This is a genomic window from Acidisphaera sp. L21 (assembly GCF_009765685.1).
GTDB lineage: Bacteria > Pseudomonadota > Alphaproteobacteria > Acetobacterales > Acetobacteraceae > LMUY01.
Map to the genome: position 1 here is coordinate 1 of NZ_LMUY01000087.1, position 17,034 is coordinate 17,034.

Consider the following 17,034-nt stretch of genomic DNA (forward strand, 5'->3'; position numbering starts at 1 on the left):
CTTGGCGAAATAACCCTTGGGCGGCACGACGATGCCGCCGCCGGCGTTGATCGGCTCGGCGATGAAGGCCGCGATGGTGTCGGCGCCCTCGGCCTCGATCATTGCCTCCAACTCGGTCGCCATCCGAGTGGCGAACGCCTCCTCCGTCTCGCCCGGCAGCGTGCCGTGATAGGCGTCGGGGCATAGCGTGTGGATGAAGCCAGGCAGCGGCAGCCCAAACTCCCGATGCATGCGCGGCAGCCCGCACATCGAGGCGGCGCCGATGGTGGAGCCGTGGAAGCCGCGGTCGCGCCCGATGATGGTGCGCTTGCCGGGCTTGCCGTTTGCGGCGTGGTAGGTCCAGGCCAGCTTGACCATCGTCTCCGTCGCTTCGGAGCCGGAGGTGGCGAAATACGCCTGCGCATCCGGGATCGGCGACAGCGCGACCAGCTTTTCCGCCAGGTCGATGGTGATTGCCGGGGTCTTGTGGTTGAAGCTGTGGTAGAAGCCCATCTGCTCGTAGGCGTCGGCCGCCGCCTTTTTCAGCCGCGCGTTGGAAAAGCCGAGCGAGGTGCACCACAGCCCGGCCATCGCCTCCAAATAGCGCTTGCCCGTGTTATCCCAGACGTGAACGCCCTCCCCGCGGATGACGACCATCGGCCCAATTTCTGCATGCCGGGTCGGGTTGGTTTGCGAATGCAGGTGGAACAGAACGTCACGCGCTTCGGCCGAGTTTGGCGCCGGATGCGGCATGGTCGGGATACTCCTGAGGCTGCTGCCATCGACAAGCGGCAACGGATTGGTATAACCAGATTGGCCTGACCAATATCACGATGGTGCGGCCGTGTTGTCAAACGTTAAACTGCTTGCCCCGAACTCGCCACCGCGCCGAAGCTTCGAAATCGTGGCTCGCCAGATCACCGCGTTGATCAAGGCTGAATACGAGATCGGCAAGCGCCTGCCGGCGGAGCGGGAACTGGCCAAGACCTTCGGCGTATCCCGCCCCACCATCCGCGAGGCGCTGCTGTCGCTGCAGATGGCCGGCGTGGTTCAGGTGCGTACGAATAGTGGCGCGTACGTGCTCAGCCGGCAGGGTGCGGCGGAGGTGTTGCCCGCGCTGGAGGGATTCGGCCCGTTCGAAAACCTGCAGGCAAGGCAATTGATCGAGCCGCAAATCGCCGCCCTGGCCGCGCAGCACGCCACGGACACGCAACTGGCGCAACTGGCCGAAACGCTTGCGGCCATGCGGCGGGACCACGCGGCCGGCGAGGAGGCTGACGTCCCCGACCATCGGTTTCACGTGGTGCTGGCCGAGGCAACTGGGAATGGCGTGCTGGTCACCATCTGTGACGGGCTGTGGCGCGGGCAGATCGAGTCGCGCATCTGGCAGGAAATCCATACGATCATGCCGATGGAAAGCTACCGCCCGATCTGGCTTGCAGACCACGAGGCCATTTTTCATGCCGTAGAGCACCGCAACGCCAAGGCAGCGAGCACCGCCATGATGCGGCATCTGACCAACATCCGGAACGCATTGATGCAAGCGTCACGTGGCACGTCATTGTCGAAGGCCTAGCCTAATACGCCATCAGATTGTCCCGCAGCATCTTGTGCTCGTACTTCTTGCGCACCACGCCCAGGCGCTGCAGTTCCGGCACGAGACCATCGGCGATCTCGGTGACGTATCGCCGGGTCAGGTCGCCCTGCATCAGCAGGAAGCCATCGCCGCCGACCTCGTCGATAATCTCCGACATCTGGGCCGCGACATGCTGGTAGGTGCCCACCAATTCGACACCTGGCGTTGAGGAGCCACCGCTGACGAGTTGGCGTGGCGTGCGTCCCTCGAACTGCTTTGCAACGGTGCGGTGACCGTTGGACGTCAGTTCCGGCAACGGCTCGTCCAAATGGTATTTCGACAGGTCGATGCCTGTGAGGCGGGAGAACGAGGCGAGGTGCCAATCCATATGCGTTTTCGCGTCCACCACCCGCGCATCCCGCCGGGCGATGGCGGAATCGTGGAATTCGTCGACGAGGGGGGAGATAAGGAACAGAATCTTGATGCTATCCGGATTGCGGCCGTAGCCGATCGCGCGGGCGCGAATATCCTCCCGCAACGACTTCATTGCCTCAACCGTGCCGGCCGAGGCGATGATGGTTTCCGCCCATTTCGCCGCAAAGGCGCGACCGCGAGGGCTGCCGCCGGCCTGGCAGATGACGGGGCGGCCTTGCGGGGATCGGGGTGCCGCGAGCGGCCCGCGGGTCCGCACGTATTCGCCCTCGTAGTGGATCGGGTGCACCTTGGCCGGGTCGGCAAAAATCTCTCGTTCCTGATCGATGACCATGGCGTCGGCGTCCCACGACTCCCAGAGTTGGGTGACCGCGTCCACGAACTCCTCCGCCATGTCGTAGCGTTGGTCGTGCGGGAATTGCCCGGCCAGGCCGTAATTCTGCGCCCCGCCATCGTTGCTGCCGGTGACCAGGTTCCACCCTGCGCGGCCCTCGCTGACATGGTCCAGTGTGTTGGTGAGCCGGGCCAGTAGATAGGGCGGATATTCGGTGGTCGACAGGGTGGTGATGATGCCGATGTTCTTGGTCGCCTGGATCATGAACGACGCCAGCACCGCCGGGTCCAGCTTCGGCGAGTCGACGGCAAGGCGCAGATAGGTGTCGTGGGCGTTCTGATAGGTGTAGGGGATGTTCGATGAATCCTCGATCATCACATAGTCGAACCCGGCCCGTTCCAAAGCACGCGCAACGTCGACCAGCATGTCTGGCTTGACCCATTGTTCCGGATTAGGCCCACCCCACGGCATCCGCCACGCCTTCGGCCCGTAGCCGCGCGAGACGAACCAGGCCAGATGGAATGGCTTCTTCGGCATGGTATTCGATCGCCCCTCAGACTGTGCTGAGGAGAAGCAAAATCCAAGCCATGGCCGATAGGCTACGACCTGGCTGCACCAGCGAGTGAAATCGTCATTGGGATCATGCTGGCCGTCGCGTCGCGGTCGGCAAACCAGAACAGGTGGCGATACAGCAGATCGATTTTGCAGGTCACGGTTCCAACGACCTTCGCCGGCAACACCAGCGCGAATGAGATCAAGTCGTCGGGCTGCACGGTGGGGAGCAAGACGGTCTGCCGCCCCGCGGCGACCTTGCGGCCGTCCGCCATGAGTTCGGCCCCGACTTCCAGGTAACATTCCGGCGTCAGGCCCACAGGCCATGCGCAACCGCTGATGTTGCGGATGCGGCCCTTCAGGATCATTGGCTCACCACGTTGCGCGATGGCTTGCTCGACCGCGGTGTCCAGCGTCAGTTCGTATCGAAAACTTGGGATGCCCGCAGTTCGGGCCAGGGCAAGGCTGTGCTGTTGCCGCGACACCGACTCACCGGGCTTCGCGGTAGCGGCCAGATCGGTCAGGCGCCGGGTGACGGTCTGCACACGCGCGTCCGTGGACCGGACGATGCTTTGCGGTAGGAGTAGCCATAGACTGCCAATCAACAGCAAATCACGTTGGTAGCTGGATGCCAGGGCTTGTGCTGCGTCGCAGACATCGGGAAAACGATCGATGTGGTCGTGCCCGCAAATGATGCCATCGGGGTTTAGCAGGCCGCACCAGAATGCGATATTTTCCGCCAGAACAGGGTTAGTATGGACCGCATCTTCGAAGTACAAATCGATTTTTTGCGTCCAGCTTTTGAAGTCGACTGGACTGAACCCCTGGTGCGCCCGAATATTCGGACAGTCTTTGACGTTGTCCAGAAATTGCGCGCGGGTGAAAACCTGGTCGTTGTCGCCGGCTAGTTTGTTGAAGTTGCCGCCAGCGCCGCCCAACTCCCATGGATCGACGCAATGTACTGTCACCGAGGGGTCGGCGCTCTTGGCCCAGATCCAACTGGACAATCCGAGAAGGGAGCCAACCTCCACCATGTGGCCGTTGGCTGGGAGCAGAGAGGCGATCAGTTCGATCGCAAGCTTCTCCTCATCGCGCAATTGCCCCGGAATGGCACTGGTCGTGGGCATCGACGATCGTCTCGCTTGTTGTGGCAGCGGCACCGTGCCATGTGGCCCGCAAACCCGGAAGGTAGCAAGGTTTGCCCGGCCGCCGGCTAGCCCCGCTGTGCGGCCTGCGCTGCAAGCCGGAACCCGGCATTGGCCGCGCCGAATCCAGTGCTGCCCCGGCGTTCCACCAACTCGAAGAACAAGCGGTCATCAAAGGTGTTGGTGAAGGCGTGCAGAAACTCGCCATTGGCGTCGCGGTCGTATAACATGCCCAACCGCTTCATGTCCGCCAGGGCGGCGTCGTCGATCTCCCACCTTGCGGCCAGATCGTCGTAGTAGTTCTCGGCAATCGGCAGCATGGCTGCATGGTCCGCCAACGCGTCGACGGATCCAGCGACATCTGCGGTCGCGAAGGCGATATGCTGCACTCCGGCGCCGGCCTGCGCGGAAACGAAGCGCCCCGTCATCGTCTCCCTGCTGTCGGACACATTCAGCGGCAGGCGGAACGTGCCCTCGGCATTCACCATCGCACGGCTGCGCACCAGGCCGTATGGGTCCAGCAGGTCGACCGGGGCGGTTGCGACCAGCCCGAACACGGCGCGCCAGAATAGCACCGCGCTCAGCAACGTGTTCGCGGGCAGGGCCTCCGCCAGATGGTCGATAGAGGTGAGGCCAACGCCGGCTGTTTCACAGGGTAGCACGTCGAAATCGTCATCCCAGATCGTCCGGCCGGACGCATCCGGTTGCAGCAGATGCACCAGCATGCCGTCCGGGGCGCGTACCGCGGGGATGATCCGCTCGCCCCCGCCAACCGGGCCACGCCATTCCGGACACAGCATCGCCTCGGCCCGGCGGATCGCCGCCGCCGCGTCGGCCACGCGCAGCGCCAGGGCGCAGACGGAAGGACCGTGAAGCTGAAAATGCTCGAACGCGGCGCTGTCCTGCTCGCGGTTCAGCACCAGGTTGATGCCGCCCTGCCGATAGAGGTCGACATCCTTGGAGCGGTGACGACCAGCATGGCGGAAGCCGAGCGAGCCGAGCGTGGCCGCCAGCGCCAGGCCCGTCGGCTCGTCCACGGCAAACTCCACGAACTCCACACCCTCGATCGCCGGAGCGGGTGGCACGGTGATCAGCCCTGCCTCCGCCTCCACCAGGGCGAGCGAGCGCAGGCCGTCGCGGGCGATCATGCGGCCCGGCGAGGCGCGGAATTCGTCGTTGAAGATTTCCAGCGAGATCGGGCCGGCGTAGCCGGTGGCCAGCACGTGGCGCAGGAAGCCGGCGATGTCCAATTCCCCCTGGCCGGGAAAATTGCGGTAGTGGCGGCTGAGCGAGAGCACGTCCATCGTCAGAAGCGGGGCATCGGCGAGTTGGACGAAGAAGATGCGATCCCCGGGAATGTCGGCAATGCCGGCCGGGTCGTCGCCGATGGCGAGGGTGTGAAAGCTGTCAACGATCAGGCCGAGCGATTTGTGGTCGGCCCGTTGCACGATATCCCACGCCTGTCGCCATCGGTTGACGTGCTTGCCCCAGGCCAGCGCTTCGTACCCGATGCGCAGCCCCCGCGCGGCGGCCCGTTCGGCCATCGCGTGCAGGTCAGCGGCGGCGCGTGCCGGGTCATCGATGGTGCTGGGTTGGATGTTGCTGCACACCAGCACCAACTCGGTGCCGAGTTGCTGCATCACATCGAATTTCCGCTCCGCCCGGTCCAGATTGCGGGCGCGCTGGGCGTCCGGCATCGCCTCGAAATCGCGGAATGGTTGGAAGATGGCGATACCCAGGCCCAAATCCTCGGCCATGCCGCGGATCTCGGTGGGGGAGCCATTGAACGTGAGCAGATCGTTTTCGAAAATCTCCACCGCGTCGAAGCCAATGCGGGCCGCCGTGTCCAGCTTTTCCGCCAGCCCACCGCTGAGGCAGACGGTCGCAATGGTGCGGGCGTGCGGCCGAAGCGGGCTCACGCCGCTGCCAGCCCCAGCATGGCACGCGCCTGCGCAGGTGTGGCGACGGTGCGGCCGTGCTTGGCCAATGCCTCGGTGGCCAGGCTTGCCAGTTCCGCATTGCTGGCGGCGAGGCGATCCTTGCCGACGCGAATATTGTCCTCCAGCCCGGTGCGCACGCCATGCGCGCCGCGGGCTAGCACCCAATCCATCACCACCGCCTGGAAGCGGCCGATGCCTGCGCCGGTCCAGGTGGCGTGGGGCAGTACCCGCCGCATCTCGGTCAGCAGGATGTCCAGCAGGTGCTCCTCCGCCGGCATGGCGTTCTTCACGCCCATGACGAATTGCACGTGCGGCCTTTCGTTCATCAGCCCGGCGTCGATCAGGCGCCGCGCGCCGTGCAGATGCGACAGGTCGAACACTTCGATTTCCGGCAGTACGCTGAAGCGTTGCATCTTCGTGGCGAGGTCGGTCACCAGCGCCGGGGAATTCTCGTAAACGATGGTTGGGAAGTTGACCGATCCGGTGGACAGCGACGCCATGTCCGGCCGCAACTCCAACGCATTGCCGCGGGCTGCCTGGTCGCGGCCGCGGCCGCCGGTGGAGAATTGGACGATCATGCCGGGGCAATGCTGGCGCACGCCGTCGCGGAAGCGGCCAAATTTCTCCGGGTCGGAGGATGGGGTTTCGTCGTCATTGCGCACGTGGACGTGGACCAGCGCAGCGCCCGCCTCGAACGCGGCGTGGGTGCTTTCCACCTGTTCGGCCACGGTGATGGGAACAGCTGGGTTGTCCTTCTTGCGTGGCACCGACCCGGTGATGGCGACGGAGATAACGCAGGATTCGGCCATGATCTCAGATCTCCAGAAACACGGTTTCGTCGACGCCTTGCAGCCGGATGTCCATTCGCCACGTCGGAATCCCGTTCTGCTCCCCAACGGGCCGGGCGACCAGGGTGGCGCGCCGGGGCGGGTCCAGGCTGGCCAATAAGGGGTCGGACTCGTTCAGCGGGTCGCCGTCGAAATAGGCGCGGGTTTGCAGGTGGATCAATAGGCCGCGGGCGAACAGGGTCAGCGCCACGTGCGGGGCCTGCGGGGTGTTGGCGCCGGGTGCGCCCCCGACTGGCCCGGGCTTCAGCGTGACGAAACAGTAATTGCCCCCGACGTCCGTTGCTGCCCGGCCGAAGCCGTCCCAGGTGGGCGATGCCGCCGGGCTGGGCTGCCACAGTTCCACGCAGGCATCGCCGACCGGCAGGCCGTCGCCATCGGTGATGGTGCCGATCAGCGCAATCCTCTCACCCTCTGCGCCGAAGCGGGTGAGGTTGGCCCAGGATTTATCCTCCAGCAGGTGCCAGTACGGGCCGATTGTCTGGCTGGCGGTGGCGGCGGTCATGGGTGGTTCTCCTCGAACGGGGTCTGGCCCCGGCCGCGAAGCACGAAGTCGAACGTGTAGCCCAGTGCCCATTCCGGCTGGGTCACATCCAGGTCAAACGCCGCGATCAGCCGGTTGCGGGTGGCTTCGTCGGGTGTACACTGGAAGATTGGGTCCAGCGCCAGCAGCGGGTCGCCGGGGAAATACATCTGGGTGATCATGCGTTGCGCGAACCCGGCGCCGAACAGGCTGTAATGGATGTGGTTTGGCCGCCACGCATTGTGGTGGTTACGCCACGGATAGGCGCCAGGCTTGATCGTGGTGAAGCTGTAGCGGCCGTCCGCATCCGTGAAAACCAGGCCGGTGCCATGAAAATTCGGATCCAGTGGCGCGTCGTGCTGGTCCCGAGCGTGATCATAGCGGCCGGCAGCGTTGGCCTGCCAGACCTCGATCATCACACCGGGCTGCGGGCGTCCTTCTTCGTCGAGCACTCTGCCCTGCACGATGATCCGCTCACCCAATGCGTTCTTGCCATGCGTCATGTCCACGACCGCGGGGTAGCGCGTGGGGCTGAACCGTGGCGCCGACATCTCCGTCACCGTCTGGCCCATCGGCAGGCGCACCAAGGCGTGGTTCGGATGGCGCTTGGCGGTGCTGCCGTATTGCGGGTTGTCCAGCGCGGGCTGGCTTCCCGGGGAAAACGGACGGAATGGCAGGTCCGGCATATCGGTCACGGTGATCGTCTCCTCCGTCTGACTGCGTCCAGCGTTGCCGGGGGTCCAAAGCTTAGACCGAAATCGGCGAGTGTGCAGAATTCTCGTTGACGTAGTTTAACCGGTTAGTCCAAGTTGAAGTCAACAGGCTTGTTTGCGCAGGCCAAGACAGCCATCGGTTGCAACCGAAAGCATTCTGGGAAGGGAGACGTCGATGGCGCGCACTGCGTTCGTCCTAAACGGGCCGAATCTGAATCTGCTCGGCAAGCGAGAGCCGACGATTTATGGGCACGAAACGCTGGCAGACGTTGAAGCATCGTGCCGCGCCACGGGTGCGACGCTGGGGTTGGAGATCCGGTTTCATCAATCCAACCGGGAATACGAACTGATCGACTGGATCCACGAGGCACGGGAAGCGGCTTGTGGCATCGTCATCAACCCGGCGGCTTTCACCCACACCTCGGTCGCTATTCACGATGCGCTGGCGATGTGCGACTTCCCAATCCTGGAGGTGCACATCTCCAACATCCATAAGCGCGAGGCGTTTAGGCACCATTCCTACGTGTCGTCACTCGCCAGCGGCGTGATCGCCGGGTTTGGCACGCAGGGCTATGTGCTGGCGCTGCATCGCCTAGCGACGCTGGTGGTAGCGTGAGCAGGCCGGCCATTCTGCTGGGGCTCATCGGCTCGGGGATCGCTGCTTCGCTGACGCCCGCGATGCATGAGCGCGAGGGCGACGAGCAGGGGCTGCGCTCACAATACAAGCTTATCGACCTGATGAAACTCGGCGTTGGAGCGGACGCGCTTCCCGACTTGCTGCTGTCGGCGGAGCGAATGGGCTTTGCCGGGTTGAACATCACCTTCCCGTGTAAGCAGGCTGTATTGCCATTGCTGCACGAATTGTCCGACGACGCGAAGTTCCTGGGCGCGGTGAATACCGTGGTGCTGCGGGACGGCCGCCGGGTTGGCCACAACACCGATTGGTGGGGCTTCGCGGAAAACTTCCGACGCCGCATGCCGGATGCTGCCCGCCGCCGCGTGGTGCAGATGGGGGCTGGCGGCGCTGGCGCCGCCGTGGCGTACGCCGCGATGATGCTGGGCGCCGAACACCTCACCATCATTGATGTCGACCCGGCGAAAGCCGAGGCAGTTGCCGGGTCTTTGTCGGCGCGGTTCGGTGCTGGCACCGTGACGGTTGCCGCGGACCCGGCTGCAGCGATCGGCTCGGCGGATGGGCTGATCAACACCACGCCGATCGGGATGGAGAAATTCCCCGGCACACCCCTGCCGGTCGAGTTGCTGCGGTCGTCGATGTGGGTAGCGGAGATCATCTACTTCCCGCTGGAGACCGCCCTGCTGCGGGCCGCGCGCGCCATCGGCTGTCGCACGGTGGATGGCGGCGGCATGGCCGTGTTCCAGGCCGTGCAGGCCTTCCACCTATTCACCGGATTGCAGCCCGACGCCGAGCGAATGCTGCGCCACTTCACCAGCATGGTGCAGCCGCAAACGCCAACAGGCTAACCAACGCCATCGACTTCGAGGGAGAAATAAATGTCCGCCATGTCAGCCGCAGTCCCACTTGCCGGTGAGGCCCTGGATATAAAAACGCCAAAGAAGGCCGCGTTTGCAAGCTGGATTGGCAGCGCGGTCGAATATTATGACTTCTTTATCTACGGCACCGCGGCGGCGCTGGTGTTTGGCAAGATATTTTTCCCCGCCTTCGACCCCGCGGTGGCCACGGTGGCTGCCTTTGCCACGTTCGGCGTCGGCTATCTCACCCGGCCGATCGGCGCGGTGTTGCTGGGCCATGTCGGTGACAAGTTTGGGCGCAAGAAGGTGCTCACCTTCACGCTGCTGCTGATGGGCATTTCGACCTTTCTCGTAGGTGTGCTGCCAACCTACGAACAAGTTGGGATCGCAGCACCGATCCTGCTGGTATTCCTGCGGCTGCTGCAGGGCCTGTCCGCCGCCGGAGAGCAGGCGGGCGCCAATTCACTGACGCTGGAACACGCGCCCCCGCACCGCCGCGCGTTCTTCACCTCGTTCACGCTCAGCGGCACGCAGGGTGGGTTGATCCTGGCGACGCTGGTGTTCCTGCCGCTGTCGCAGTTGTCGGATGCGGACATGATGGCGTGGGGCTGGCGGGTGCCCTTCTTCCTGAGTGCCATCGTGGTGGCGGTTGGATTCTGGGTGCGGCGGACGCTGCCGGAAACGCCGGCGTTCAAGCAGGAAGAGGCCTCCCACGAGGTGGCGAAACTGCCGGTTGCCATCCTGTTCCGCGATAGCGGGCCGGATGTGTTGCGGGTGATCTTCGCGGCGCTGATCTCGGTGGTCAGCACGATCTTCAGCGTCTTCACTTTGTCCTACGCCGTGAACACGGTCCATATCTCCCGCCCGTTGATGCTGACGGTGCTGGTGCTGGCCAACATCGTGGCACTGGCGGCCATTCCGTTGATGGCGGCGCTGTCCGACCGGATCGGCCGGCGCCCGGTGTTCATCGGCGGTGCGTTGGGCTGCGCGGTCTTGATCTGGCCGTATATCTGGGTGCTCAGCCAGGCGAATATTCCCATGGTGTTCGTGTTGGGGGTCCTGCTGTCCGGGATCGTCTACAGTGCCGCGAACGGCGTGTGGCCCGCGATGTATGGCGAAATGTTCGAGACCAAGGTGCGCCTGTCCGGCATGGCGATCGGCACGCAGGTTGGCTTCGCCCTCGGCGGCTTCGCCCCGGCGATCAGCGCCGCGATCATGGGCCCGGGCGTGAATGGATGGATGCCGGTGGCGGCGTTCACCTCCGTTACGGCCATCGTGGCTGCGATCTCGGTGGCGACGGCGCGCGAGACGTTCCAGACGCCGATGCAGGCGTTGGGCCGCAAGGCTGCGATGATGCGGTAGCGACCGCCGGCGGGCGGCTAGCGCAGCTAGTCGCCCGCTTGCCGTAGCGATCGGAGTACGGTTTCCACGACCAGGCTGCGATGATGGGCACGCAACGCAGGCTCCGACATGTCGCGGTTGAACAGCAGGCCGAAGGTGTGGCGGTTGGCGACGCGGAAGAAGGCTAGCGCGCTGATCATCATATGCACGTCGATCGGATCGATGTCCTGACGAAACACCCCCTCGTCCTGGCCGCGCTGCAGGATGGCACGCAGCGATTCCACCACCGTGATGTTGATGGCGCGGATGGTGAGGGATTGGGCAATGAAACGCCCCTGCTGAATATTTTCGATCGTCACCAGGCGAGAGAACCCGGGATGGGCGTCGTGATAATCGAAGGTATGTTCCACCATGCAACGGATCGCGTCCTCTGGCGGCAACCGCTCTAGCTCCAGCGCATCTTCGGCCTTGCGGATGGCGCTGTAAGCCTGTTCCAGCACGGCAAGATACAGACCTTCCTTGCTGCCGAAATAGTAGTAGATCATGCGCTTTACGGTGTTTGTACGCGCGGCGATCGCATCGACGCGCGCCCCGTTCAGCCCGTTTTCCGCAAACTCGTCATATGCTGCGGCCAGGATGTTCAGCCGAGTCCGCTCTGGATCCAGCTTGCGCCGAGGCGGCTCCAGTGCGGTTATGTCGGTCGCGTGAACCATCGATCCCCCTGTATCGCGGGCGAGGCTACCATGGCGAGCCGAGTTAGGGATATGTTTTGACAATCCGATCGCGGTTTTGCGTTCCTCCTATGCCATGCCGAAGCTTGCCGCGATGACGCCGCATTTGGATGGCGCCACGATGGGGCTTTGGTGGGGTTTGCCGTTCGCGGCGCTGCTCGTCTCTATCGCGGTCCTGCCGCAGATCGCCGCGCATGTCTGGCACATGCATTTCGGCAAGATTGCGGCGGCTTGGTCGCTGTGTTTCCTGTTGCCATTCGCCGCGGTTTACGGTGTTCCCACTGCCGGCGGCGCCATCCTGCACACGGCGCTGCTGGAATATGTGCCGTTCGTCGTCTTGTTGTTCGCGCTGTTCGTCATCGCCGGGGGCATTCGGATACGTGGCAACATGGTTGGCACGCCCGGCGTCAATTGTGGGCTGCTGGCGTTGGGCGCGGTGCTGGCCAGTATCACCGGCACGACCGGTGCAGCCATGCTGCTGGTGCGCCCGCTGATCCAGGCCAATGCGAGGCGGCGGCGCAATGCGCATGTTCTAGTATTCTTCATCTTCCTGGTCGCGAATATCGGCGGATCGCTGACCCCAATTGGCGACCCGCCCCTCTTCCTGGGTTTTTTGCAGGGCGTGACGTTTGGCTGGACATTTACCAGCATGCTGGGACCAATGCTGCTGTCTGCGGTGGTCCTGTTGCTGGTGTTCTATCTGCTGGATCGGTGGATGTGGGCCCGGGACGGCGGTCCACGCCGGGTCGGCCGGCTGCGGTTGGGGTTCAAGGGGCTGTATAACCTTGCCTATCTGGCGCTCGCCGTGGGGGCGGTGCTGCTCAGCGGCGTGTGGAAGCCCGGCATCGACATCGTGCTCGGCCCCGTGACCCTGCCACTACCCGGCCTGGTGCGTGATGGGTTGCTCTTGATACTCGCCGGCTTGTCTTGGGTGACCACGCCGCGCCGGGTGCGGATCGAGAATGCTTTCAACTGGGCGCCGATCTTGGAAGTTGTCTATCTGTTCGCCGGCATTTTTGTCACCATTCTGCCGGTGCTCGAAATCCTGAAAGCGGGGCAGTCTGGTGCGATGGCGCCCCTGGTCAAGATCGTTCTGCGGCCAGATGGCCAGCCCAACGATATCGCCTACTTTTGGCTCAGTGGTCTATTGTCATCCATTCTGGATAATGCCCCAACCTACCTGCTGTTTTTCAACATGGCCGGCGCTGACCCCCACGCGCTGATGGGACCGTTGGCGCGCACCCTGCTCGCGATCTCCGCCGGGTCGGTTTTCATGGGGGCGATGACCTATATCGGGAATGCGCCGAATTTCATGGTGCGTTCCATCGCCAGCGAGCGTGGGATCCGGATGCCCTCCTTCTTCGGCTACATGGCGTGGTCTGCCGCGGTGCTGCTGCCGCTTTTTGGGCTGGTGACGTTGGTGTTCTTCATCGGGTAGACATCGCATGATGGCAGTTGTTATTGCGAGACATTCTCAGTGAAGCGTTCCGCAATTGAGTTCGAAGCCCGTTTATGTCCGAAATCCCGTATCCTGCAGCGCCCGATCCACTTTGGGTGCCGGCACAGCGTTTGCTCCGCATCTGCAACGCCTCCCCCGCCCTGGCCGGCATGGCGGCGGCATTGCGGGAGTTGCCGTGCTGGTGACGGCCTGCGATCGCAGTGCTGGCGTTCCGCCGTTGCTAGGACAGCATGTCCCGCACCATCGGTGCGACGCGGCGCCCGTAAAGCTCGATGCATTGCATCAGCCGTTCATGCGGTAGCGGCCCGGCGCTGTATTTGAGGCTGAACCGGGCAATTCCCAGCGCTTTGGCCGTTGTGGCGATCTTGCGTGCGACCGTCTCTGGCGAGCCGACATATAGCGAGCCGTCATTGACCTCTTGCTCGAAATCGGCGCGCTGCATCGGTGGCCAGCCGCGCTCGGCGCCGATGCGGTCGCGCATCTGCTTGAAGTCAGGCCATAATTCCTCGCGCGCCTGTTCGTCGCTGTCGGCGACGTAGCCGGGGGAATGGACGCCGATCGGCAGCACTGGGGTGCCGAATTGGGCGTGCGCGCGGTGATACAGGTCCACGAAGGGACGAAACCGCGTCGGGTCGCCGCCGATAATGGCCAGCATCAGCGGCAGATTGTATCGCGCCGCCCGTACCACCGATTCCGGGCTGCCGCCGACGCCAATCCAAGTTTTCAGCGTGCCGGCCTGGACCGGAGGGAAAACCTCCTGGTTATGCAGCGGCGGCCGGGTCTTGCCGCGCCAAGTGACGGCACCCTGTTTCAGCAGGGCCGTGAACAGGTCCAGCTTGTCCTCAAAGAGCACTTCGTATTGCTGCATGTCGAACCCGAACAGCGGAAAGGATTCGGTGAATGAGCCGCGTCCGAGGATCACTTCCGCCCGGCCGCCGGAGGCGGCGTCCAAGGTGGCGAAGCGCTGGAAGATTCGGATCGGATCGTCTGAACTCAGCACCGTTACGGCGGAGCCGAGATGGATCTGCCGAGTGCGGCTGGCGATGGCGCCCAGCACGACCTCTGGTGCGGAAATGGCGAAATCGGCGCGGTGGTGTTCGCCGATACCGATGAAATCCAGACCGAGTTCGTCGGCCAACACGGCCTCGTCAATGACGTTGCGGATGACCTGGGCGTGCGGCACCACGGTCCCATCCAGCCCGGTGGTCACGTCCCCGAACGTGTCCAGCCCGAATTCCAGTTGCTGCGTCATGGCTGTCGTTCCGTGCTGCCTGCCGGGGCCGGGCATAGAACGCACTTTGCCGCAGTGCAACATTGGGGCAGAACGCTCTACCCGGGCTGGATTGAAGGGCAAGCCATGATCGATCTTCGCAACCCAGCCCTATCAGCCGGCGATGTCTGCGCCGCGCTGGCGCTGTCGCCACATCCGGAGGGCGGCCATTACCGGGAAATCTGGCGGGATACGCACGGCGATGGAGGTCGTGGCGCCGTCACCACCATCCTGTTCCTTCTCGCCGCCGGGGAGCGGTCGCATTGGCATCGCGTCGACGCCGCGGAGCTATGGCTCTGGCATGGCGGTGCCCCGCTACGGCTCGGCATCGCCGAAGGGGCAGCGGCACCCCGCCATTTCGTGCTAGGACCAGATCTGGGTGCCGGGGCGGCGCTGCAACTGGTCGTGCCTGCCCATGGCTGGCAGGCTGCGGAAAGCCTGGGTGCGTGGAGCCTAGTTGGCTGCGTCGTGGCGCCGGCCTTCCAATTCGAGGGTTTCGAACTGGCTGCGCCAGGCTGGGCACCCGGCACCTAGTCCTACCGCGCTTGTCAGGCGATCAAGGCGCGGATCCGGCTCGCCAGGGCGTCCATGGCGAACGGCTTGGTCAGGACGTGCATGCCGGGCTGAAGATGGCCGTGGCTCAGCACGGCATTTTCGGCGTAGCCGGTGATGAACAGCACCTTTAGCGCCGGGCGTAGGGCGCGGGCGGCCTCGGCCAATTGGCGGCCGTTCATGCCGGAAGGCAAGCCTACATCCGTTACCAGCAGGTCGACCCGAATGCCCGATTGCAGGATCTTCAGCCCGGTCGGGCCGTCCCCTGCCTCCATCGCGTTGTAGCCGAGATCTTCCAGCACCTCTGCCACCAGCATGCGCACGGTCGGTTCGTCATCGACCACCAGCACGGTTTCGCCCCGTTTGGCACGCGGGGCCGGGCCGGGCTGGGTCACGTCGTCGGCACTCTCCGCCTCGCCCAGGTGGCGGGGCAGGTACAGGCAGACCATGGTGCCGGCGCCGACCTCCGAATAGATCCGCACCTGGCCGCCGGATTGCCGGGCAAAACCGTAGATCATGGACAGGCCCAATCCGGTGCCCATGCCGATCGGCTTGGTGGTGAAAAACGGGTCGAAGGCACGGGCGATCACCTCCGGCGGCATGCCCGTCCCGTTATCGCTGACGCAGACCGAGATATATTGGCCTGGCGTCAGTTCCCGATCATGGGCGGCCCTGTCATCCAACCAGCGATTACCCGTCTCTATCGTCAACTGGCCACCTTCCGGCATGGCGTCGCGTGCGTTGATGCAAAGGTTCAGCAGCGCATTCTCCAACTGGCTCGAGTCGACGAGCGTATTCCACAGCCCCCCGGCCGCGACCACTTCGACCGCAACCGCCGGCCCCACGGTCCGCCGGACCAAATCTTCCAATCCGGCGATCAGGCGGTTGGCGTCGGTCGGTTTCGGGTCCAGCGTTTGCCGGCGGGAGAAGGCGAGCAGTCGATGCGTCAACGCGGCGGCGCGCCGTGCGGCACCCTGGGCGGCGGTGACATAGCGGTCGACCTCCCCGATGCGGCCCTGGGCGATGCGGGTTTGCAGCAATTCCAGACTGCCAGTGATGCCGGTGAGCAAGTTGTTGAAATCGTGCGCCAAGCCGCCGGTCAGCTGTCCGACAGCCTCCATCTTCTGCGACTGCCGCAGCTTCTCCTCCGCTTCGATGCGGTCGGTCGTATCCACTGCCTCGGGCACGATGGCGACGACACGGCCCGCCGGGTCCCGCAACGGGCGAACGGAGAAATCATAGGATCGACGGCCGCCGGGCAGGTTGACGGTGAAGTTCATCGTCCGGCTCTCACCGGCAGCAGCGGCTTCGACGGCCTGGCGGATCAACTCTGGCAAGTCCGGGGTTTGGCTGAACCACGGCGTGTCCCAGAACGGCAGGCCAACCACGTCGTCCGACGCCACGCCGATGGCATCGAGCCACACGGCGTTCGCATCCCGCACCGTGCCGTCGGGCCCCAGTAGGGCCTGAAGCTGGTAGCTGGTTTCGAACAAGGTTCGCAGCGTCGTGCGCGACCGCACCAGTTCCGCCGCCTGCGCTTTCTCCGTCGTGATGTCGCGGACGTTGGCGTAGATCAAATCCTGCCGCGTCACCGCGTTCCAGGACAGCCAACGATAGCTGCCATCCTTGCAGCGGTAACGGTTCTCGAAACTGAGCTGGGATTTGCCAGCCGTCAGCCCGGCGGCTGCGATCAGCGTTTGCGCCTGGTCGTCGGGATGGACGAAGTCGATGAAGGGGCGTTGCCGCATCTCCTCCAGCGACCAACCGAGGGTCGTCGCCCAGGCCGGGTTGAGGTTGATGAAGAAGCCCTGGAAATTGGCCACGCACAGCATGTCGCGGGAGGCCTGCCAAACCTGGTCCCGTTCCCGCGTTCGCGCGGCCACCTGCATTTCCAGCGATGCCGTCAGATCGCGCAGGCGCAGTTCCGCTCGGCGCCGCTCGACTGCGGAACGGGTGCGCTCGGCGACATTGCGGATAAACGCCACGTCCTCGGGCGGCCATTCGCGCGGCTGGGCGCTCAGCACGAAGAACAAGGCGACAAGCTGGTCGTGCTCGATCAGCGGCAGGTTAACAAAGCCGCGGGCAGAGATCGCGATGAGCTGGTCCACGCTGGCGCTGGTGCGCGGATCGAGCGTGACATCCGGGATGGCA

17 protein-coding genes are annotated in these 17,034 nt (G+C 64.3%); 7 read left to right on the plus strand and 10 right to left on the minus strand.

Annotated features, from left to right (window positions below):
• Positions 1-732, minus strand: a 732-nt coding sequence (locus tag GSQ76_RS18005; protein WP_158745527.1) for an aminotransferase class III-fold pyridoxal phosphate-dependent enzyme, incomplete at its 3' end; no start/stop codon positions are given.
• 94 nt (positions 733-826) lie between these two features.
• On the opposite strand from GSQ76_RS18005, the gene GSQ76_RS18010 reads away from it, so the two are divergent.
• A complete protein-coding gene (locus GSQ76_RS18010; protein WP_158745528.1) occupies positions 827-1,555 on the plus strand; it encodes a FadR/GntR family transcriptional regulator in 729 nt (242 codons plus the stop codon).
• A 1-nt stretch (position 1,556) separates the two neighbouring features.
• On the opposite strand, the gene GSQ76_RS18015 is transcribed toward GSQ76_RS18010, so the two are convergent.
• The 6 genes from GSQ76_RS18015 to pcaH all read right to left on the minus strand — a co-directional run bounded on the left by GSQ76_RS18015 (position 1,557) and on the right by pcaH (position 8,012).
• A complete protein-coding gene (locus GSQ76_RS18015; protein ID WP_158745529.1) occupies positions 1,557-2,858 on the minus strand; it encodes an NtaA/DmoA family FMN-dependent monooxygenase in 1,302 nt (433 codons plus the stop codon).
• Between the two features lie 62 nt (positions 2,859-2,920).
• Positions 2,921-4,000, minus strand: a complete 1,080-nt coding sequence (locus GSQ76_RS18020; RefSeq protein WP_158745530.1) for a class I SAM-dependent methyltransferase — start codon at positions 3,998-4,000, stop codon at positions 2,921-2,923.
• An 86-nt stretch (positions 4,001-4,086) separates the two neighbouring features.
• Entirely contained in the window at positions 4,087-5,937 is a 1,851-nt protein-coding gene (locus GSQ76_RS18025) for a bifunctional sugar phosphate isomerase/epimerase/4-hydroxyphenylpyruvate dioxygenase family protein (RefSeq protein ID WP_158745531.1), read from the minus strand.
• On the minus strand, positions 5,934-6,767 hold the full coding sequence (locus tag GSQ76_RS18030) for a 3-keto-5-aminohexanoate cleavage protein (protein ID WP_158745532.1): 834 nt from the start codon (positions 6,765-6,767) through the stop codon (positions 5,934-5,936). Before GSQ76_RS18030 ends, GSQ76_RS18025 begins: the two co-directional genes overlap by 4 nt.
• A gap of 4 nt (positions 6,768-6,771) precedes the next feature.
• Entirely contained in the window at positions 6,772-7,308 is a 537-nt protein-coding gene (gene pcaG, locus GSQ76_RS18035; RefSeq protein WP_158745533.1) for a protocatechuate 3,4-dioxygenase subunit alpha, read from the minus strand.
• Complete coding sequence (gene pcaH / locus GSQ76_RS18040; protein WP_158745545.1) at positions 7,305-8,012, minus strand: protocatechuate 3,4-dioxygenase subunit beta; 708 nt, start codon at positions 8,010-8,012, stop codon at positions 7,305-7,307. Before pcaH ends, pcaG begins: the two co-directional genes overlap by 4 nt.
• 202 nt (positions 8,013-8,214) lie before the next feature.
• Between pcaH and aroQ the strand changes: the two genes are divergently transcribed.
• Genes aroQ through GSQ76_RS18055 form a run of 3 tightly spaced genes read left to right on the plus strand, consistent with a single transcriptional unit; the run spans position 8,215 to position 10,892 of the window.
• Complete coding sequence (gene aroQ, locus GSQ76_RS18045) at positions 8,215-8,655, plus strand: type II 3-dehydroquinate dehydratase (RefSeq protein WP_158745534.1); 441 nt, start codon at positions 8,215-8,217, stop codon at positions 8,653-8,655.
• A complete protein-coding gene (locus GSQ76_RS18050; protein WP_158745535.1) occupies positions 8,652-9,521 on the plus strand; it encodes a shikimate dehydrogenase in 870 nt (289 codons plus the stop codon). The genes aroQ and GSQ76_RS18050 overlap by 4 nt, the downstream gene beginning before the upstream one ends.
• A gap of 30 nt (positions 9,522-9,551) precedes the next feature.
• Complete coding sequence (locus tag GSQ76_RS18055) at positions 9,552-10,892, plus strand: MFS transporter (protein ID WP_158745536.1); 1,341 nt, start codon at positions 9,552-9,554, stop codon at positions 10,890-10,892.
• 26 nt (positions 10,893-10,918) lie between these two features.
• Here the strand turns inward: GSQ76_RS18055 and GSQ76_RS18060 are convergent, their stop codons facing one another.
• Positions 10,919-11,584, minus strand: a complete 666-nt coding sequence (locus GSQ76_RS18060; protein WP_158745537.1) for a TetR family transcriptional regulator — start codon at positions 11,582-11,584, stop codon at positions 10,919-10,921.
• 94 nt (positions 11,585-11,678) lie between these two features.
• On the opposite strand from GSQ76_RS18060, the gene GSQ76_RS18065 reads away from it, so the two are divergent.
• Positions 11,679-13,040 carry a sodium:proton antiporter gene (locus GSQ76_RS18065; RefSeq protein WP_158745538.1) on the plus strand — a complete coding sequence of 454 codons (1,362 nt, stop codon included), beginning with the start codon at positions 11,679-11,681 and terminating at the stop codon, positions 13,038-13,040.
• A gap of 74 nt (positions 13,041-13,114) precedes the next feature.
• Positions 13,115-13,246, plus strand: a complete 132-nt coding sequence (locus GSQ76_RS32360; protein WP_256366998.1) for a hypothetical protein — start codon at positions 13,115-13,117, stop codon at positions 13,244-13,246.
• 35 nt (positions 13,247-13,281) lie between these two features.
• Here GSQ76_RS32360 and GSQ76_RS18070 read toward each other — a convergent pair whose 3' ends face one another.
• A complete protein-coding gene (locus GSQ76_RS18070; protein WP_158745539.1) occupies positions 13,282-14,313 on the minus strand; it encodes an LLM class flavin-dependent oxidoreductase in 1,032 nt (343 codons plus the stop codon).
• A 105-nt stretch (positions 14,314-14,418) separates the two neighbouring features.
• Here GSQ76_RS18070 and GSQ76_RS18075 point away from each other — a divergent pair, with 105 nt between their 5' ends.
• Entirely contained in the window at positions 14,419-14,865 is a 447-nt protein-coding gene (locus GSQ76_RS18075; protein WP_158745540.1) for a cupin domain-containing protein, read from the plus strand.
• 14 nt (positions 14,866-14,879) lie between these two features.
• Here GSQ76_RS18075 and GSQ76_RS31195 read toward each other — a convergent pair.
• A partial coding sequence (locus tag GSQ76_RS31195; protein WP_254070480.1) for a PAS domain-containing sensor histidine kinase occupies positions 14,880-17,034 on the minus strand: 2,155 nt, incomplete at its 5' end.